Raw genomic sequence first — 13,380 nt, 5'->3', positions numbered from 1 at the left:
AATTTTTCAGATAGGAGCCGATATGAGCGCCAATACCAACGCACTGGATCCAGCAGCCACCACGGCCACGCAGGAAGATATCAGCGCGGAAATCTCCAGCGTCCACGAGGACTACCGCCAGCAGCTGCTCTCCGGCAAAAAGGCCGAAACCCAGCCACGGGTGGACTTCGCCCCCTACCGCTCCTCGCTGCTGCGCCACCCCACCAAGAACCTGCACCACGCAGACCCTGAAACCATCGAGCTGCACTCCCCGGCCTTCGGCCAGCGCGATGTGCACGCACTGGAGTCGGACCTGACCATCCAGCACAACGGCGAACCCATCGGCGAGCGCATCGTTGTCTCCGGCCGGGTGCTGGACGGCGACGGCCGCCCGGTCGCCGGGCAGCTGGTGGAAATCTGGCAGGCCAACGCCGCCGGCCGCTATGTCCACAAGCGCGATCAGCACCCCGCGCCCATTGACCCGAACTTCACCGGGGTGGGCCGGGCCATCACCGGAGCCAACGGCGAATATTCGTTCACCACCATCAAGCCGGCCCCGTACCCATGGAAAAACCACCACAATGCCTGGCGTCCGGCACATATCCACTTCTCGCTCTTCGGCACGGACTTCACCCAGCGCATGATCACCCAGATGTACTTCCCGGGCGATCCGCTCTTCGCGCTGGATCCGATCTACCAATCGATCACAGATCAGGACGCGCGCGACCGTCTGGTGGCCACCTACGACCACTCGATCACCTCCCATGAATGGGCCACCGGCTACAACTGGGACATCGTACTGACCGGGTCCAACCGCACCTGGATGGAAGAGGAAGAGGGAGAGCACTAATGGCTAACGCTCCAGAACTGAAACTTGCGCCCACTCCAGGGCAGACCATCGGCCCGTTCTACGGCTACGCACTGCCCTATGACAAGGACAATGAGCTGGTCAACCAGGCACACCCCAACTCCGTGCGACTGCACGGGGTGGTTTATGACGGCAAGGGCGAAGTCATTCCCGACGCGCTGCTGGAAATCTGGCAGGCTGATGAAAAGGGCAATGTGGTTTCCCGCGAAGGCTCGCTGGTTCGTGATGGCTACACCTTCACCGGCTGGGGACGCACCGCGGTGGACAATGCCGGCCACTACACCTTCACCACTCTCAACCCGGGAGCCACCGAAGCCGGCAAGGCGCCGTTCATCATGCTCACGGTGTTCGCCCGCGGCTTGATGAACCGGCTGTTCACCCGGATCTACCTGCCCGACGATGCCGAAGCGCTGGCCAGCGATCCGCTGCTGTCCTCGCTGTCCGAGGCCGAGCGCAAGACCCTGATCGCCACCCGCGAGGACGACGGTTCCCTGCGCTTGGATCTGCGCTTGCAGGGCGAAGATGAAACCGTCTTCCTCTCCTATCCGCGCGAAAGCTAGAAACGGGCTCGGCCTTCTTGGCGGCGGCTTGCGCGTAGGGATTATGACGGGTGCGCCGGCTGATGCCGGTGGCAACCAGCGCTCTGGCGCTAGAGTTCTAGAGCGTGGGAACAAATTGAACCAGTGAAGAATCGAGGGTCTTGATGGATGGCGCAGACTACGGCGTGCTGGCCCCGGCGTGGGCCGGCACCGCGGCAGCTTCCTTGTCCAGCGACAGCGCATTTGTCCAGGCCATGCTGGATGTCGAGGCTGCCTGGGTGCAGGTCCAGGCCGATGCCTCACTGTGCAGCGCCGAGGACGCGCAGGCAGTTCATTCGGTGGCCAGCGTGGAACGCTACGACCTGGCGCTCTTGGCTTCGCGGACTCCCGATGGCGCCAACGCGCTGATCCCCTTGCTGGGCATGATGCGCGAACTGCTCGCCCGCGATGGCGCGCCGCACTGCGCAAGCACGGCCCTGCACCGCGGGGCGACTAGCCAAGACATCATCGACAGCGCGCTGATGCTGGTCCTGTCCAAGACCATGGCCCAGACCCTGGCCGATCTGCGCAGTGCCGCCGACGGGTTGGCCCGCCTCGCGCAGGCCCACCGCACAACGGTGTGCATTGCCCGTTCGCTGACCCAGCACGCGTTGCCAACCACCTTCGGCTGGAAGGCCGCCAGCTGGCTCTCGGCCATCGTGGACGCCGAAAAGCAGCTGGACACAGCTTCGAGGCAGCTGCGCCTGCAGTGGGGCGGGGCGGTGGGAACCCTGGCCTCCCTGGAACAATTCCTCGACGGGGCCAGCGGCACCACGGCCAGCAGCCAGCAGCTCAGTTCCCAGCTTGCCCGCGTCCTGGGCCTGCGGGATCCGGGCACGCCATGGCACACCAACCGCATGCCAATTCTCCAGCTCGGCTCCGCCCTGGGCGCGGCCATTGCGGCGCTGGGCACCTTTGGTGCAGATGTGCTCACATCTTCGCGTCCGGAGATCGGCGAGCTGTCCGAGCCACGCGAAGCGGGCAAGGGCGGTTCCTCGGCCATGCCGCAAAAGCAGAATCCGGTGCGTTCTGTGCTGCTGCGCAATGCCGCATTCAGCGCCCCCGGGCTGCTCTCCACGCTCTTCACCGCTGCAGGCACCGCGGTGGATGAACGCCCCGACGGCGGCTGGCATGCCGAATGGGGCGCACTGCGCGAACTGGCCCGCCTGGGAGCAGGAGCCGCATCCCACGCAGCGTTCCTGGCCAACGGCCTGGGCGTCAATCTTCCGGCCATCGGGCGGAACCTCGCCTTGGGCGGCGACGCAGTGCTCTCCGAACGCCTGGCTTCCGTCCTGGCACCGCTGGTGGACGGAGGCAAGACAGCCATCCAGAAGCTGGTGCGCCGCAGCTTGGATGAAGAGCTGTCCCTGCACGAACTTCTGCGTTCGCAGGTTCCCGCAGATCGGATGGGTGATGCCGAACTGGCCGAACTCTTTGATCCCGCCGGCTACCTTGGTGCCGCGGATCGCTTCACCGCAACTGTATTAGCCGATTATTCGGCACGGAAGGAACAATGGCAGTCCCAGAACTAACTCCGTCGCTGCTGCATACCGACAGCAACCTCCCCACCCTCATCGCAGGACCCTCCCTGGGCACCGCGGCCCTGCCTCTGTGGGCCCCCGCCCTGCCCTACCTCAAAGAGCATTTCCAGGTCATCGCCTGGGATCTGCCCGGGCACGGTGCCAGCAAGCCATCGGCGCAAGAGTTCACCCTGGCAGAGCTCGCCACCGGCGTCACCACCATGGTCGAAGCCTTGCGGGCTGACGGGGTCATCACCGATGGCGCCAAGCTGTTCTATGCCGGGGTATCAGTGGGCGGCGCCACCGCACTGCAGCTGGCGGTGGATCATCCAGGCTTCTTCAACGCCTTGTCCTCGATCTGCTCGGCAGCCAAGATCGGCACCCCCGAGGGGTGGACCGAGCGCGCCGAGCTTGTTGCCAAAGCCGGAACCCCGACCATGGTCGCAGGTTCTGCCCAGCGCTGGTTCGCTCCGGGGTTCATCGAGAAGGAACCTGGAATCTCAGCCAGCTTGCTGCACAGCCTGCAGGATGCTGACTGCTTTGCCTACGCCCACGTCTGTGGCGCCTTGGCTGGCTTCGACGTGCGTGGGCAATTGCAAGGGACCACCGACCCGGTTCTGGCCATCAACGGCGCCCAAGACCAGGTGTGCCCTCCGGCGGACGCGCAGTTCATCGCCGAGAACGCACCGCATGGCCAGGCTGCCATTATTGACACCGCAGGCCATCTGGCTCCCGCTGAAGCACCGGAAGAAACCGCAGCCCTGCTGGCCGATTTCTTCCTCGCCAACTAGGAAAGAGCAGTACACCATGACAGAATCCCAGCGCCTGCCGGGCGATACCTATGACGCAGGCATGGGCGTGCGCCGCGAAGTCCTTGGCAACGAGCACGTCGACCGTTCCACCAAGAATTCAAACGAGTTCACCGACGAGTTCCAGGAAATGATCACCCGCTACGCGTGGGGAACCATTTGGACCCGTGACGGTTTGCCGCGCACCACCCGCAGCGCCATCACCTTGACCGCCATGATTGCCGGCGGGTACTGGGAAGAGCTGGAAATGCACGTGCATGCTGCCCTGCGCAATGGAATGACTCCGGAGGAAATCAAGGAAGTCTTCCTGCAATGCGCCATCTACTGCTCCGTGCCCGCCGCAAACGTTGCCTTCAAGATCGGCAAGAAGGTCTTGGACGAATACGCCGCGCAATAGTTGCTGCGGCCGCGGCCAGTTCGACGGACCGCCCGCCAACGAGACGGCGCCAGAAGGCTAGCTCAGTTAAGCGATCGTGCGCCAGCGGCTGGAATCAGCGATGATTCCAGCCAGCTGCGTTCCTGATCGCTGAGCACCCGCGAGGAAACTCCGTCGGCGGCCAGCGGAACCATGACCGTGGTGGAATCGAACACCGGCTGGCCGTCCTGGTAGCCGATGCCCCGCACGGTGAACGACTTGTTGCCGACGCGACTGATCCCCATGCGGATCAGCATTTCAGGCTGGTAATGCAGTGGCCGTTTGTAGTCGATCTGGAGGGAAGCCACGACCGTTCCGAATTCGAATCGTCCTGCCTTCCCATCTTGCCGGGTCCAGCGGATGCGTGCTTCTTCCATCAGCGTGACGATGCGGGCATTATTGACATGCCCCAAGGCATCCTGATCCGACCAGCGCAGCTGCAACATTATTTCCGTTGCGGCTGCCAATTCATTGGCTGCTTCATTGCTCATGAACCTATTGGATCAGAGTTCAAGTACATCGCCCTCAGCGTGACAGAGCGTTACCCCCTAGAGCGTTCGTCCAAGACCCAGTGCGCATTATTGCTGTTGGCATCCACGCATTTCCAGTATTTCGATGGTTCGCTCTCGAGCAAGCCATCGATGAACCAATACGTTTTGCCGGGGTCCCACCCGGCTATGAGCGTAGCGAATTTAGCATCTACCGGCAGGCATTGTCCGGCGAGCGCGAGGTAGGCGCCGATACTCAGATGCACCCCGTCATAATTGCGTGCTACGGCTAGCCAATCTGGAATGGCCCACGCACCGTCACGGCCCGTGACGTGATACCAGTCGTGGCGTTTCTGTGCAGTGACCTCGATTGGGTGATCTTGGCAGAGCTTGACCCATTGCTCCGCTGAGGAAATTTCCAGAACGCTGGCGCTAGGGGGTATGTCTACTAATCTTGTGGTTGCTTTTTCCCACCCGAAGCCGTCTTCAACGCAAATCAAACCAATAGGTTGCGCCGTAGCGAATTCTCCGCACGTTTCCTCTAGGTACATGTTTGGTGCCGACCACCATTCACCGCTGAAATTCCCTATCGGGCGTGACTGGTTCTCCCGGGCATCACGCATTTCGGTTCGGAGCACGTGATCTTTCCACGCGATCAATGATTCAAGACCAGTCCGCTTCTTATCCGTAGCAGGGGCAAGAGACCCCGCTATATCGAAATTCACCCGGTGCTGCGCTGCCATATCCAGCGGGTCGAACCAATAATCTATTTGCCCCGAAGCCGCGATGTGTTTTGCGATTCTCTCCAGCTGGACGCTGAGGATCGGGGATGCCAAGACGAATTCTTGCCCATACGGTGGTTGCCAGTACATCGCCGCGTCGACGGAACTTTCCAATGCCGATTGCAACATGCAATGCTTTACTTCGAAAAGCTCGGTACGTTCAAGCAATTCGGCGAGCTTCTCTGCCCCTTCCCGCACGGTGCGCTCAGTCTCAACGATCACGTCGGATGATTCGAGCCCGCGATACTGCAGGTCATCGATTCCGGTTGAGGCGTAGTACATCGCCTCGTACAAAGGATGCGGGGAAAAATCAGATTGCGACTCTTCTTCGCCGGCCGTCATGAATTCCCACAACAGCCGCCGACCGCGCTGCCCCTGCAGCAGTGCGTCAACAATTTCCATGGTCACAACCGCTTTCTCTGGTCATAGATTGCTAAATACGCCCAAGACACCTTGTAAGTATTTACGGAATCGATAATTCGACATTACCTGAGCGGGTGCTGTTATTCATCTGAGATTGACAGCGTTGGCAAAGGCCGGCCAGAGGGCCGGCAGATTGCCACCACCCCGGAGGAACGCACGTGAAATTCTTCGCTCGACCCGGCAAAACCAATCACATCACCCCACTGCGCATCACTGCAGGAACACTCGTTGTCCTGGCAGCTTCGGCCGCTCTCACGGCCGCCAATTCCGCACCCGATCCAGAACCAGCAGCTACGACGGCTGCGGACTGGAACTCCTCAGCCTACCGGGGAGCAGTCCAGGTGGTCCGTGCAGCCGGCAAAAAGTCTCCAGCAGCAGGCAAGACGCTGGAAGGCGTCGTTTTCGAGGACCGCAACAAGAACTCCAAGCAGGACGCCAACGAGCCAGGACTGCCCAAAGTCACCGTTTCCAATGGCCGAGATGTTGTCACCACCGATTCGCAGGGCCGCTATGCGCTGCCTGCCTTTGAGAACATGACAGCCTTTGTCACCCAGCCACGCGGCTTCCAGGTGCCAGTCGACGAAAATAACGTCGCGCAGTTCTCCTACATTCACCTGCCAGACGGCTCCCCCAAGCTGAAATACGGCGGCATTGCCCCCACCGGCGAATTGCCAGAGGCCGTGAACTTCCCGCTGGCTCGCAGCGAAGCCACCCAATCCCCTGAGCAGAGCTGCGCCATCGGCGCCGATGTGCAGACCTATAACCAGCAGGAAGTCGAATACGCTCGCAAGGGCGCCTTCGCCGACCTCGCTGCCCGCACCGACTACACCGGGTGCGGGGTGCTGTTCATCGGCGACCTCGTCGGCAATGACCTGTCCTTGTTCGCCCAGACCCGCGAACTGACTTCCATGCTCAATGGCCCGGCTCGTTTTCTTCCCGGAAACCACGACATCGACTTCGACTCGCTCGACGGCGTGCACGAATTTGATACCTACCGCGCCCAGTTCGGCCCCGAGTACTACTCCTACGACACGGGCAAAACCCACGTGGTTGCCCTGAACACCATCGAGTACCCCACCAAGGTTCCTGCTAAGAGAAGCGACTACACCTACCAGCTCGGCAAGCAGCAGCTTGAATGGTTGCGCGCAGACATTGCCAAGGTGCCGAAGAACAAGGCCATCGTCCTCGCCGGCCACAGCCCATTGCTGGAATTCTTCTTCAACGATGAGCACACCACCAAAGAGGTCAAGGAAATCTACAAGATCCTCAAGGGCCGCGAAGTGGTCTCCCTGGGCGGCCACACCCACATGTCTGAAAACCTTCGCGAAGGCGATCTGATGAAGGGCTGGCTGGACGAAGTCGGCGAGGATGGCTTGCCCTTCACCCACCTGACGGTTCCGGCAGTTGCCGGCCAGTGGTACGGCGGGCGAGTCACCGAGACCGGTTACCCGACCTCCCTCCAGCAAGACGGCACGCCACCAGGGGTGCTGACCTTGGACATCAAGAACACCAAGATCACCGAGCGCTTCACCCCAACCGGCGGTGATGAGAGCAACCAGATGGCCGTAGGCCTGAACACTCCTGCCTACCGTGATTGGTACAAGGAAAATGTCGACAAGGAATACGGCACCATCGAGGCGCTGGAGAACCCGTTGTCGGTGAGCCGCAGCGGTTTGGCCGAGGACACCTGGCTGACCACCAACTTCTGGATGGGGAGCACCGGTTCCACGGTGGCGGTTTCCATCGATGGAAACGCCCCGCTCAAGTCAACGCGCACGCAATCGCTCACCGGCGAAACCGCACGAACTGGCGCCAAGTACTCTGACCCGGTGGCTATCGCCGAGCAGTTTGTCCACGGTGGCGGACTGCCTGAGAAGACCAGCCATTTGTGGCGTCTTGAACTGCCAGATGATCTGGAAACCGGATCGCACACCGCTGAAGTGACGGCCACGGATGTCCACAGTCGTTCCTTCACCGACAAGCTCGAATTCGAAGTCACCGGCTAGCAGCCAATCTGTGAACGGCGGCTGGTGCCCTGGGTGCCAGCCGCCGTTGTGCATTCCGGCTGCCTAAAGGCTGGCAACGAAGTAACTAAAGGGTCATCACGGCACAGGAACACCTAGGATGAACTCATGCGCATTGCCATTTTGGATGACTACCAGAACGTCGCTACCGACCTCGCAGATTTTGAAGGGCTGGCGACCGAGCTCAACGCCGAGCTGACAGTATTTACCGAACACCTCGGACATGACGACACAGCTGTCTGCGCTGCGCTGAAAGGCTTTGATGTCATCGTGGCCATGCGCGAGCGCACACCGTTTCCCGCGTCGCGGTTCGAGCTGTTGCCGCAGTTGAAACTGCTGGTCACCACCGGTCGACGCAATGGCGCCATCGATCTGGAAGCTGCCATCGAGCACGGCGTCGTGGTGTCGCATACCGGCTATGTCCCCACCGACGCGGTGGAACACACCTGGGCATTGATCTTGGCTGCGGCCCGCAGGCTGGATGTAGAGCTCTTTTCCTCGAAGTCCCCTCGCTCCGAAGCCGAACCGTGGCAAACGAGCTTCGGCATGGGCCTGGCGGGGAAAACCCTTGGCGTGTATGGACTGGGGAATTTGGGTTCCAAGGTGGCGAAGGTCGGGTTGGCTTTTGGCATGCGGGTCATTGCCTACAGCCAGAACCTCACGAAGGCTCGGGCCACCGAGGTCGGCGTGGAATTGGTCTCCGAGGCGGAGCTTTTTGCCACCAGCGACATCGTAACCATTCATCTGAAACTCTCGGAGCGCAGCACCGGTGTCATTGGTTCAAAGCAGTTGGCCTGGATGCGGCCGGAATCCATTTTGGTGAATACTTCGCGCAGCCGAATCGTGCAGACTCCTGCACTTATCGAAGCCCTTGAAAACGAACGACTCTACTTGGCGGCACTCGATGTTTTCGACACCGAGCCATTGCCGGCCAAGGACCGGCTGCTGGGCACCCGTGGCGTGATTGCAACCCCGCATATTGGCTACGTAACCATCGAGCAGTTCTCGATGTTCTACCGGGACGCTGTGGAGGATATTCGAGCTTGGGCTAGCGGTTCACCGATCCGCGTGCTGAGCTAGCAACCCTGCGCCACGGCACGAAGAAGTAGTGCAGGATGGCGACGACGGCAGCCCACGCGGTTCCAATCAGCAAGCCCACCAGCACGTCCGAAACCCAATGGTGCCCAATGTAGATTCGCGATGCGCCCATGGCGAGAACAAACAACGTTGCCACGATGGCGATGAGATAGGCGTAGCGGCGCAGCCCGTAAATGATGGCCAGGTAGCCAGAGATGCCAATCAGCGCCGCGGAATTAAGCGTATGGCCGCTGGGGAACGAATAGGACAGCGGTGGCGTCGGCCCGCCTGGAATGCCTTCCGGGCGGTGCACTTGCAGGCTGGCCTTGAGCAAAATGGTCAGTCCGACAGAAACCGCTGCGGTCAGCGCCACGGCAATAAATGGCCAGATGCTTCGTGTTTTCCAGCTCAGCAGCCCGGTAATCAGCACCATGATGATGCTCATGCCCGGCGTTGATCCCCAGAAGTACAAAAAATCGGAGACCGCAAAAAGGGCCGGCGACTGATTGTCCAAGACCCATTGATAGGCAGGTGCATCCAGGTCTGTGGCCCATCCGCCTGCATGCAATGAGACCAGCACCCGCCGGGTGAAATAGAAGATCGCGGTGACGATGCCAAAGATCATCCAGAGCACCTGCACGCCGCTAGGTTGTTTGCCTTGCGGAAGTGGTCTGGGGTTTCTCATATCCTCCATCGTATCGGTGCCTGATCCAAAGCATCCAACCGAGGAATGCGGAACAATGGAAGCATGACAATTAAGGTGCTGGCAGTTGGCAAGAAACATGAGTCGTGGGTTGATGAGGGCATTTCCCGCTATGAGAAGCGCCTCAAGAAGCCGTTTAACCTCACCTGGCAGTTGCTCAACCACTCATCACGCGAGAACGACGCTGCCCGCACCGAAGAGTCCGCACGCATCCTGGCGAAGATTGATGATCGCGACTTCGTAGTCTTGCTCGATGAACGTGGCAAAAATGTGGACTCCCCGGCATTGGCAAACAAGCTACGCGCCCCCATCGATGCTTCACGCAATGTCGTGATCATTATCGGCGGAGCCTACGGCGTGGATCCCACGGTGCATTCCCGTGCCGACTTCACCTGGTCCTTGTCCAAACTCGTCTTCCCGCACCAGCTGGTGCGCTTAATTCTCGCTGAACAGCTCTACCGCGCACAGGACATCTTGGCTGGTGGAAAATATCATCACGTGTAAGCCAAACAATTGACTTTCCAGATTGGAAAGACAAGACTTTCCATAAAGGAAAGTAGTTGCCATGACTTCGCCGAAGGATCCCCAGCCTAAAGATCACGCGGCCAAACTGCTGCAATCTGTCGAACATGAAACAGAACAGATGGTCAAGACGTCTGGAAACCCGCGTGGATTACTCACCAGCGTCGTCGCAGTTTCCGCTGTGGTCTTTACCCTGTTCCAGGCTTATCCACCACAGGCCTATTGGCTGGCATTGCTCTATCTTCCGTTGATCACTTGGTACGTCTTGGCTCAACGCGGCCGTGCAAAACCACGCCCACTGATCAATACCCCAAGCCTCCAGACGGGTGTTTACGCAGGATACTTCTTTCTCTGCATCCTGCTGATCAATTGCCTCAGGTTCTGGGACGCTACCAATATCGAAGAAGTTTTCGCGAAAATTGTCGTCACGTTCATTAGTGGCATGTTTTTGGTGACAAAGATGCAGACCGCCTACAACAAGGCACGCGTCGAGGACGGCAATGACCAAGCCAACTAGCAAAGCCCAGTTTGATGAATTGATCCATGCGCCACTACGGTTGCGGATTTGCGCGAGCCTTGCCCCGGTCGACTGGGCAGAATTCGCGCATCTTAAACAGAACCTGAGCGTCGCTGACTCGGTGCTCAGCAAGCATCTGAAACAACTGGGCGATGCCGGTTACGTTGATATTGAACGGTTCACGAAACTGGGCCGCAGCCACGTGCGAGTATCGCTAACCACGGCCGGCCGTCGAGCCTATGTTGGCCACGTCGCCGCGCTTCGGGAAATTACCGCAAATTAGGTAAAGGCACCGCAATCGACGAACAACCGGCCATGTTTGACGGCAGAATCCCACACCGAGCCAGGATCAACAAGTCCTGCCGTCTTGCCTGTCGCTGAAACCTGATTCACGGGCGCAGGATCATTGCCGCTGTCTGTGGAGCAGGACGCGAATACTGCACAGGCACGGTTGGAGCACAGGGAAGCTAAAGTGAGGTTATGGCTAGGCTCAATCCAGTAACCCTGCGCGGAAAATATGTCACTCTCGAACCGCTAAGCGAGGATCATCATGACGGGCTTGTCGATGCTGCCTGCGACGGTGAACTTTGGAATCTTTGGTACACAGCTGTGCCCCGTCCCGAAGAAATGCGCAGCGAAATCCAGCGTCGCTTATCTATGCAAGAAGCCGGATCCATGCTTCCCTTCACGACACGGCTGAATGATCCAGTGACTGGTGAACCCGGAAAGATCATCGGAATGACCACGTACTGCGACATTGACGCTGAGCTGCCACGCTTGGAGATCGGCTACACCTGGAATGCAACCAGCGCGCAAGGAACGGGAACTAATCCCGATAGCAAGCGACTGCTGCTGGCCCACGCATTTGAAACCCTGGAATGCGTCGCCGTGGTCTTCAGCACGCACTGGATGAATATGCAGTCCAGAGCCGCAATTGCCCGTCTGGGTGCAAAACAAGATGGCGTCTTGCGTGCAACAAGCCGAATGGCCGATGGTTCACTTCGAGATACCGTCTATTTCTCGATTGTCGCCTCTGAGTGGCCCCAAGTTCGCAGCGGGTTGGATCTTCGGCTCTCGAAAAACCGCTGAGCGAACACAGCGTGGCGGTCGATGATCTTGCTCGTTCGACCTTGCCAAACACCAAGAACATGAATCCATGCCAACGCCTCAACTAAATTGATGTTGACCACGTGGTATCGCGTAGCGGCCTTGCGATGGGAGTACCCCTCGATGGCTTCGCCGCCCTGGCTATGAGCTGCTGGAGAATGAAGAACATGAATAAATGCCCCGTCCCGGTCGATCCATCCCTGCACCCCGCGTTAGCAGGCCGTTTCAGCCCAATGCGCTTCGACTCCGAATCCACTGTGACAAGCATCGAAGTCGACGTGCTGTTGGAAGCGGCTCGACGTGCGCCGTCGGCTGGAAATTCACAGCCATGGAAATTCATTGTTGCTCGACGAGGCGATGCAAACCATGAGCAAATACTGCGCCGTTTGGCGCGTAGTTCATCTATGTGGGCTCCGAGCGCTTCGCTGCTGGTAGTGAATCTGGCACATATCTTCGTTGAAGGCACTGAAGATTGGGAGTATTCCGAGTTTGCGCGCTACGACCTTGGACAGGCAGTCGCTCATATGACAGTTCAAGGCCTGTCGATGGGCTTGGCGGCTCATCAGTTCCGAGCCTTTGACCGCGACGGAATTGTCTCGGACTTCGCCGTGCCATCCCACTGGGAGGTCACGTCGATAACCGCGTTCGGTACCGCAACCCCCTGCGCAGATGAAGTAGAAGCGCCTGGTACCAGTCGAGAACGCCTGAGTCTTGATGAGATCATCTGGTCGCGATGCTGAACGTTCTGGCCCGGACAATAATTACTTTATTCACGCGGGATTTTGCTTCCGCATAGGAATTCATGTCCGGCCATTCTTGAGCCAGTAATGCTCGCTAAGCATCCTCGTAAAATTCCCGGCCAATTCAGCTGCGGTGCAACTGGTATCGGAACTTGAGGTACGCGGTTCATTGCCCGTAGGCCGCAGACACATTGGGCTTGAGTTCGAGTGCGATTCTGCGCCGAGGTGATTCCCTTAGAGCTGCCGGCCCCAGGCAACTTCATCTTCAAGCTGGCCTGTTTCAGCAAAGAGTTGCACCTGGTGCGTCGAGGCCAGGGCCACGGCAAGATCCTTCGTGTCTGCTGAGCTGAATCCTGCTTTCTGCCAAAACGGTCCGGACCTGCGGCTAAACAGCCACGCTTGTTTTGCTCCAGCCTCGACCGCTCGATCCATCGCAAATTGTGCAAGTTCCAATCCGATGCCGCCGCCGCGCAGTTCGGGAGCCACCGCAACGCTTCGGATTAGTGCATGCTGGCCGTCTTCGCTGCTTTCATATCCAGTGGTGGCGAAAATGCGGTCCGTTGTTGCATCCCGCAAGATCCACAAATGCACATTAGGAGATTCAAGCCCGCTCAGCGTGAGGTCAGCAATGCGCAGGAACTCTGAAACCTCTGCATTATCGATGCCTGTTGCACGCACTAGTTCGAGCATCCTTCAACGCTACCTCTCCACGATTCGAACGCCGAAATATGACCGCGTATCTTTAGGAAGTGCTGCAGGCAGATCCCAAGGCGTCTCCGGCGAAGGGCAGGCTCGGCCCGGGGGAAAACCCTGTGCATGAACTGGTGC

At 59.3% G+C, this 13,380-nt stretch carries 16 protein-coding genes; 12 read left to right on the top strand and 4 right to left on the bottom strand.

Annotated elements, in window-relative coordinates; translation table 11 throughout:
- Positions 1 to 22 precede the first annotated feature (22 nt).
- The 5 genes from pcaH to pcaC all read left to right on the top strand — a co-directional run bounded on the left by pcaH (position 23) and on the right by pcaC (position 4,151).
- Entirely contained in the window at positions 23 to 829 is an 807-nt protein-coding gene (pcaH, locus tag AC6CHO_RS08835; RefSeq protein WP_498214677.1) for a protocatechuate 3,4-dioxygenase subunit beta, read from the top strand.
- Complete coding sequence (pcaG, locus tag AC6CHO_RS08830; protein WP_498214676.1) at positions 829 to 1,407, top strand: protocatechuate 3,4-dioxygenase subunit alpha; 579 nt, start codon at positions 829 to 831, stop codon at positions 1,405 to 1,407. Before pcaH ends, pcaG begins: the two co-directional genes overlap by 1 nt.
- Positions 1,408 to 1,550: 143 nt before the next feature.
- Positions 1,551 to 2,957 carry a lyase family protein gene (locus AC6CHO_RS08825; RefSeq protein WP_498214751.1) on the top strand — a complete coding sequence of 469 codons (1,407 nt, stop codon included), beginning with the start codon at positions 1,551 to 1,553 and terminating at the stop codon, positions 2,955 to 2,957.
- Positions 2,939 to 3,736, top strand: coding sequence for an alpha/beta fold hydrolase (locus tag AC6CHO_RS08820; protein WP_498214675.1), 798 nt, complete (start codon positions 2,939 to 2,941; stop codon positions 3,734 to 3,736). The genes AC6CHO_RS08825 and AC6CHO_RS08820 overlap by 19 nt, the downstream gene beginning before the upstream one ends.
- A 16-nt stretch (positions 3,737 to 3,752) precedes the next feature.
- Positions 3,753 to 4,151: a 4-carboxymuconolactone decarboxylase gene (gene pcaC / locus AC6CHO_RS08815; RefSeq protein WP_444660900.1), complete on the top strand. Its 399-nt coding sequence runs from the start codon at positions 3,753 to 3,755 to the stop codon at positions 4,149 to 4,151.
- Positions 4,152 to 4,213: 62 nt separating this feature from the next.
- Here the strand turns inward: pcaC and AC6CHO_RS08810 are convergent, their stop codons facing one another.
- The gene (locus AC6CHO_RS08810) at positions 4,214 to 4,660 is read right to left on the bottom strand and encodes an acyl-CoA thioesterase (protein ID WP_498214674.1); all 447 of its coding nucleotides are present in this window, start codon (positions 4,658 to 4,660) and stop codon (positions 4,214 to 4,216) included.
- 50 nt (positions 4,661 to 4,710) lie between these two features.
- Positions 4,711 to 5,847 (bottom strand): hypothetical protein, encoded by a 1,137-nt coding sequence (locus tag AC6CHO_RS08805; RefSeq protein WP_498214673.1) that lies wholly within the window; start codon positions 5,845 to 5,847, stop codon positions 4,711 to 4,713.
- A gap of 173 nt (positions 5,848 to 6,020) precedes the next feature.
- Here AC6CHO_RS08805 and AC6CHO_RS08800 point away from each other — a divergent pair, with 173 nt between their 5' ends.
- A complete protein-coding gene (locus AC6CHO_RS08800) occupies positions 6,021 to 7,868 on the top strand; it encodes a calcineurin-like phosphoesterase C-terminal domain-containing protein (RefSeq protein ID WP_498214672.1) in 1,848 nt (615 codons plus the stop codon).
- A 126-nt stretch (positions 7,869 to 7,994) separates the two neighbouring features.
- The gene (locus AC6CHO_RS08795; RefSeq protein ID WP_498214671.1) at positions 7,995 to 8,966 is read left to right on the top strand and encodes a D-2-hydroxyacid dehydrogenase family protein; all 972 of its coding nucleotides are present in this window, start codon (positions 7,995 to 7,997) and stop codon (positions 8,964 to 8,966) included.
- Here the strand turns inward: AC6CHO_RS08795 and AC6CHO_RS08790 are convergent.
- Positions 8,935 to 9,648 (bottom strand): phosphatase PAP2 family protein, encoded by a 714-nt coding sequence (locus AC6CHO_RS08790; RefSeq protein WP_498214670.1) that lies wholly within the window; start codon positions 9,646 to 9,648, stop codon positions 8,935 to 8,937. The genes AC6CHO_RS08795 and AC6CHO_RS08790 overlap by 32 nt on opposite strands.
- A gap of 63 nt (positions 9,649 to 9,711) precedes the next feature.
- Here AC6CHO_RS08790 and rlmH point away from each other — a divergent pair, with 63 nt between their 5' ends.
- The 5 genes from rlmH (at position 9,712) to AC6CHO_RS08765 (ending at position 12,552) form a co-directional block, all read left to right on the top strand.
- Positions 9,712 to 10,170: a 23S rRNA (pseudouridine(1915)-N(3))-methyltransferase RlmH gene (gene rlmH, locus AC6CHO_RS08785; protein WP_498214669.1), complete on the top strand. Its 459-nt coding sequence runs from the start codon at positions 9,712 to 9,714 to the stop codon at positions 10,168 to 10,170.
- A gap of 61 nt (positions 10,171 to 10,231) precedes the next feature.
- Positions 10,232 to 10,705: a hypothetical protein gene (locus tag AC6CHO_RS08780; protein WP_498214668.1), complete on the top strand. Its 474-nt coding sequence runs from the start codon at positions 10,232 to 10,234 to the stop codon at positions 10,703 to 10,705.
- A complete protein-coding gene (locus AC6CHO_RS08775; protein WP_498214667.1) occupies positions 10,689 to 10,988 on the top strand; it encodes a transcriptional regulator in 300 nt (99 codons plus the stop codon). Before AC6CHO_RS08780 ends, AC6CHO_RS08775 begins: the two co-directional genes overlap by 17 nt.
- A 197-nt stretch (positions 10,989 to 11,185) precedes the next feature.
- Complete coding sequence (locus tag AC6CHO_RS08770; RefSeq protein WP_498214666.1) at positions 11,186 to 11,794, top strand: GNAT family N-acetyltransferase; 609 nt, start codon at positions 11,186 to 11,188, stop codon at positions 11,792 to 11,794.
- Positions 11,795 to 11,979: 185 nt separating this feature from the next.
- A complete protein-coding gene (locus AC6CHO_RS08765; RefSeq protein WP_498214665.1) occupies positions 11,980 to 12,552 on the top strand; it encodes a nitroreductase family protein in 573 nt (190 codons plus the stop codon).
- A gap of 234 nt (positions 12,553 to 12,786) precedes the next feature.
- On the opposite strand, the gene AC6CHO_RS08760 is transcribed toward AC6CHO_RS08765, so the two are convergent.
- A complete protein-coding gene (locus AC6CHO_RS08760) occupies positions 12,787 to 13,242 on the bottom strand; it encodes a GNAT family N-acetyltransferase (RefSeq protein WP_498214664.1) in 456 nt (151 codons plus the stop codon).
- Positions 13,243 to 13,380: the final 138 nt, after the last annotated feature.

It is taken from the genome of Glutamicibacter sp. GQ173 (assembly GCF_059759215.1).
The sequence above is the reverse complement of the archived record's forward strand: the minus strand, read 5'-3'. Positions and strand labels throughout refer to the sequence as shown.

Excerpts from the sequence above, each read along its gene's own strand:
- rlmH (WP_498214669.1), top strand. The coding sequence starts at position 9,712 with ATGACAATTAAGGTGCTGGCAGTTGGCAAGAAACATGAGTCGTGGGTT.
- AC6CHO_RS08770 (WP_498214666.1), top strand. The coding sequence starts at position 11,186 with ATGGCTAGGCTCAATCCAGTAACCCTGCGCGGAAAATATGTCACTCTC.
- AC6CHO_RS08780 (WP_498214668.1), top strand. The coding sequence starts at position 10,232 with ATGACTTCGCCGAAGGATCCCCAGCCTAAAGATCACGCGGCCAAACTG.
- AC6CHO_RS08790 (WP_498214670.1), bottom strand. The coding sequence starts at position 9,648 with ATGAGAAACCCCAGACCACTTCCGCAAGGCAAACAACCTAGCGGCGTG.
- AC6CHO_RS08825 (WP_498214751.1), top strand. The coding sequence starts at position 1,551 with ATGGATGGCGCAGACTACGGCGTGCTGGCCCCGGCGTGGGCCGGCACC.
- AC6CHO_RS08775 (WP_498214667.1), top strand. The coding sequence starts at position 10,689 with ATGACCAAGCCAACTAGCAAAGCCCAGTTTGATGAATTGATCCATGCG.
- AC6CHO_RS08820 (WP_498214675.1), top strand. The coding sequence starts at position 2,939 with ATGGCAGTCCCAGAACTAACTCCGTCGCTGCTGCATACCGACAGCAAC.
- AC6CHO_RS08760 (WP_498214664.1), bottom strand. The coding sequence starts at position 13,242 with ATGCTCGAACTAGTGCGTGCAACAGGCATCGATAATGCAGAGGTTTCA.
- AC6CHO_RS08795 (WP_498214671.1), top strand. The coding sequence starts at position 7,995 with ATGCGCATTGCCATTTTGGATGACTACCAGAACGTCGCTACCGACCTC.
- pcaG (WP_498214676.1), top strand. The coding sequence starts at position 829 with ATGGCTAACGCTCCAGAACTGAAACTTGCGCCCACTCCAGGGCAGACC.
- pcaH (WP_498214677.1), top strand. The coding sequence starts at position 23 with ATGAGCGCCAATACCAACGCACTGGATCCAGCAGCCACCACGGCCACG.
- AC6CHO_RS08765 (WP_498214665.1), top strand. The coding sequence starts at position 11,980 with ATGAATAAATGCCCCGTCCCGGTCGATCCATCCCTGCACCCCGCGTTA.
- pcaC (WP_444660900.1), top strand. The coding sequence starts at position 3,753 with ATGACAGAATCCCAGCGCCTGCCGGGCGATACCTATGACGCAGGCATG.
- AC6CHO_RS08810 (WP_498214674.1), bottom strand. The coding sequence starts at position 4,660 with ATGAGCAATGAAGCAGCCAATGAATTGGCAGCCGCAACGGAAATAATG.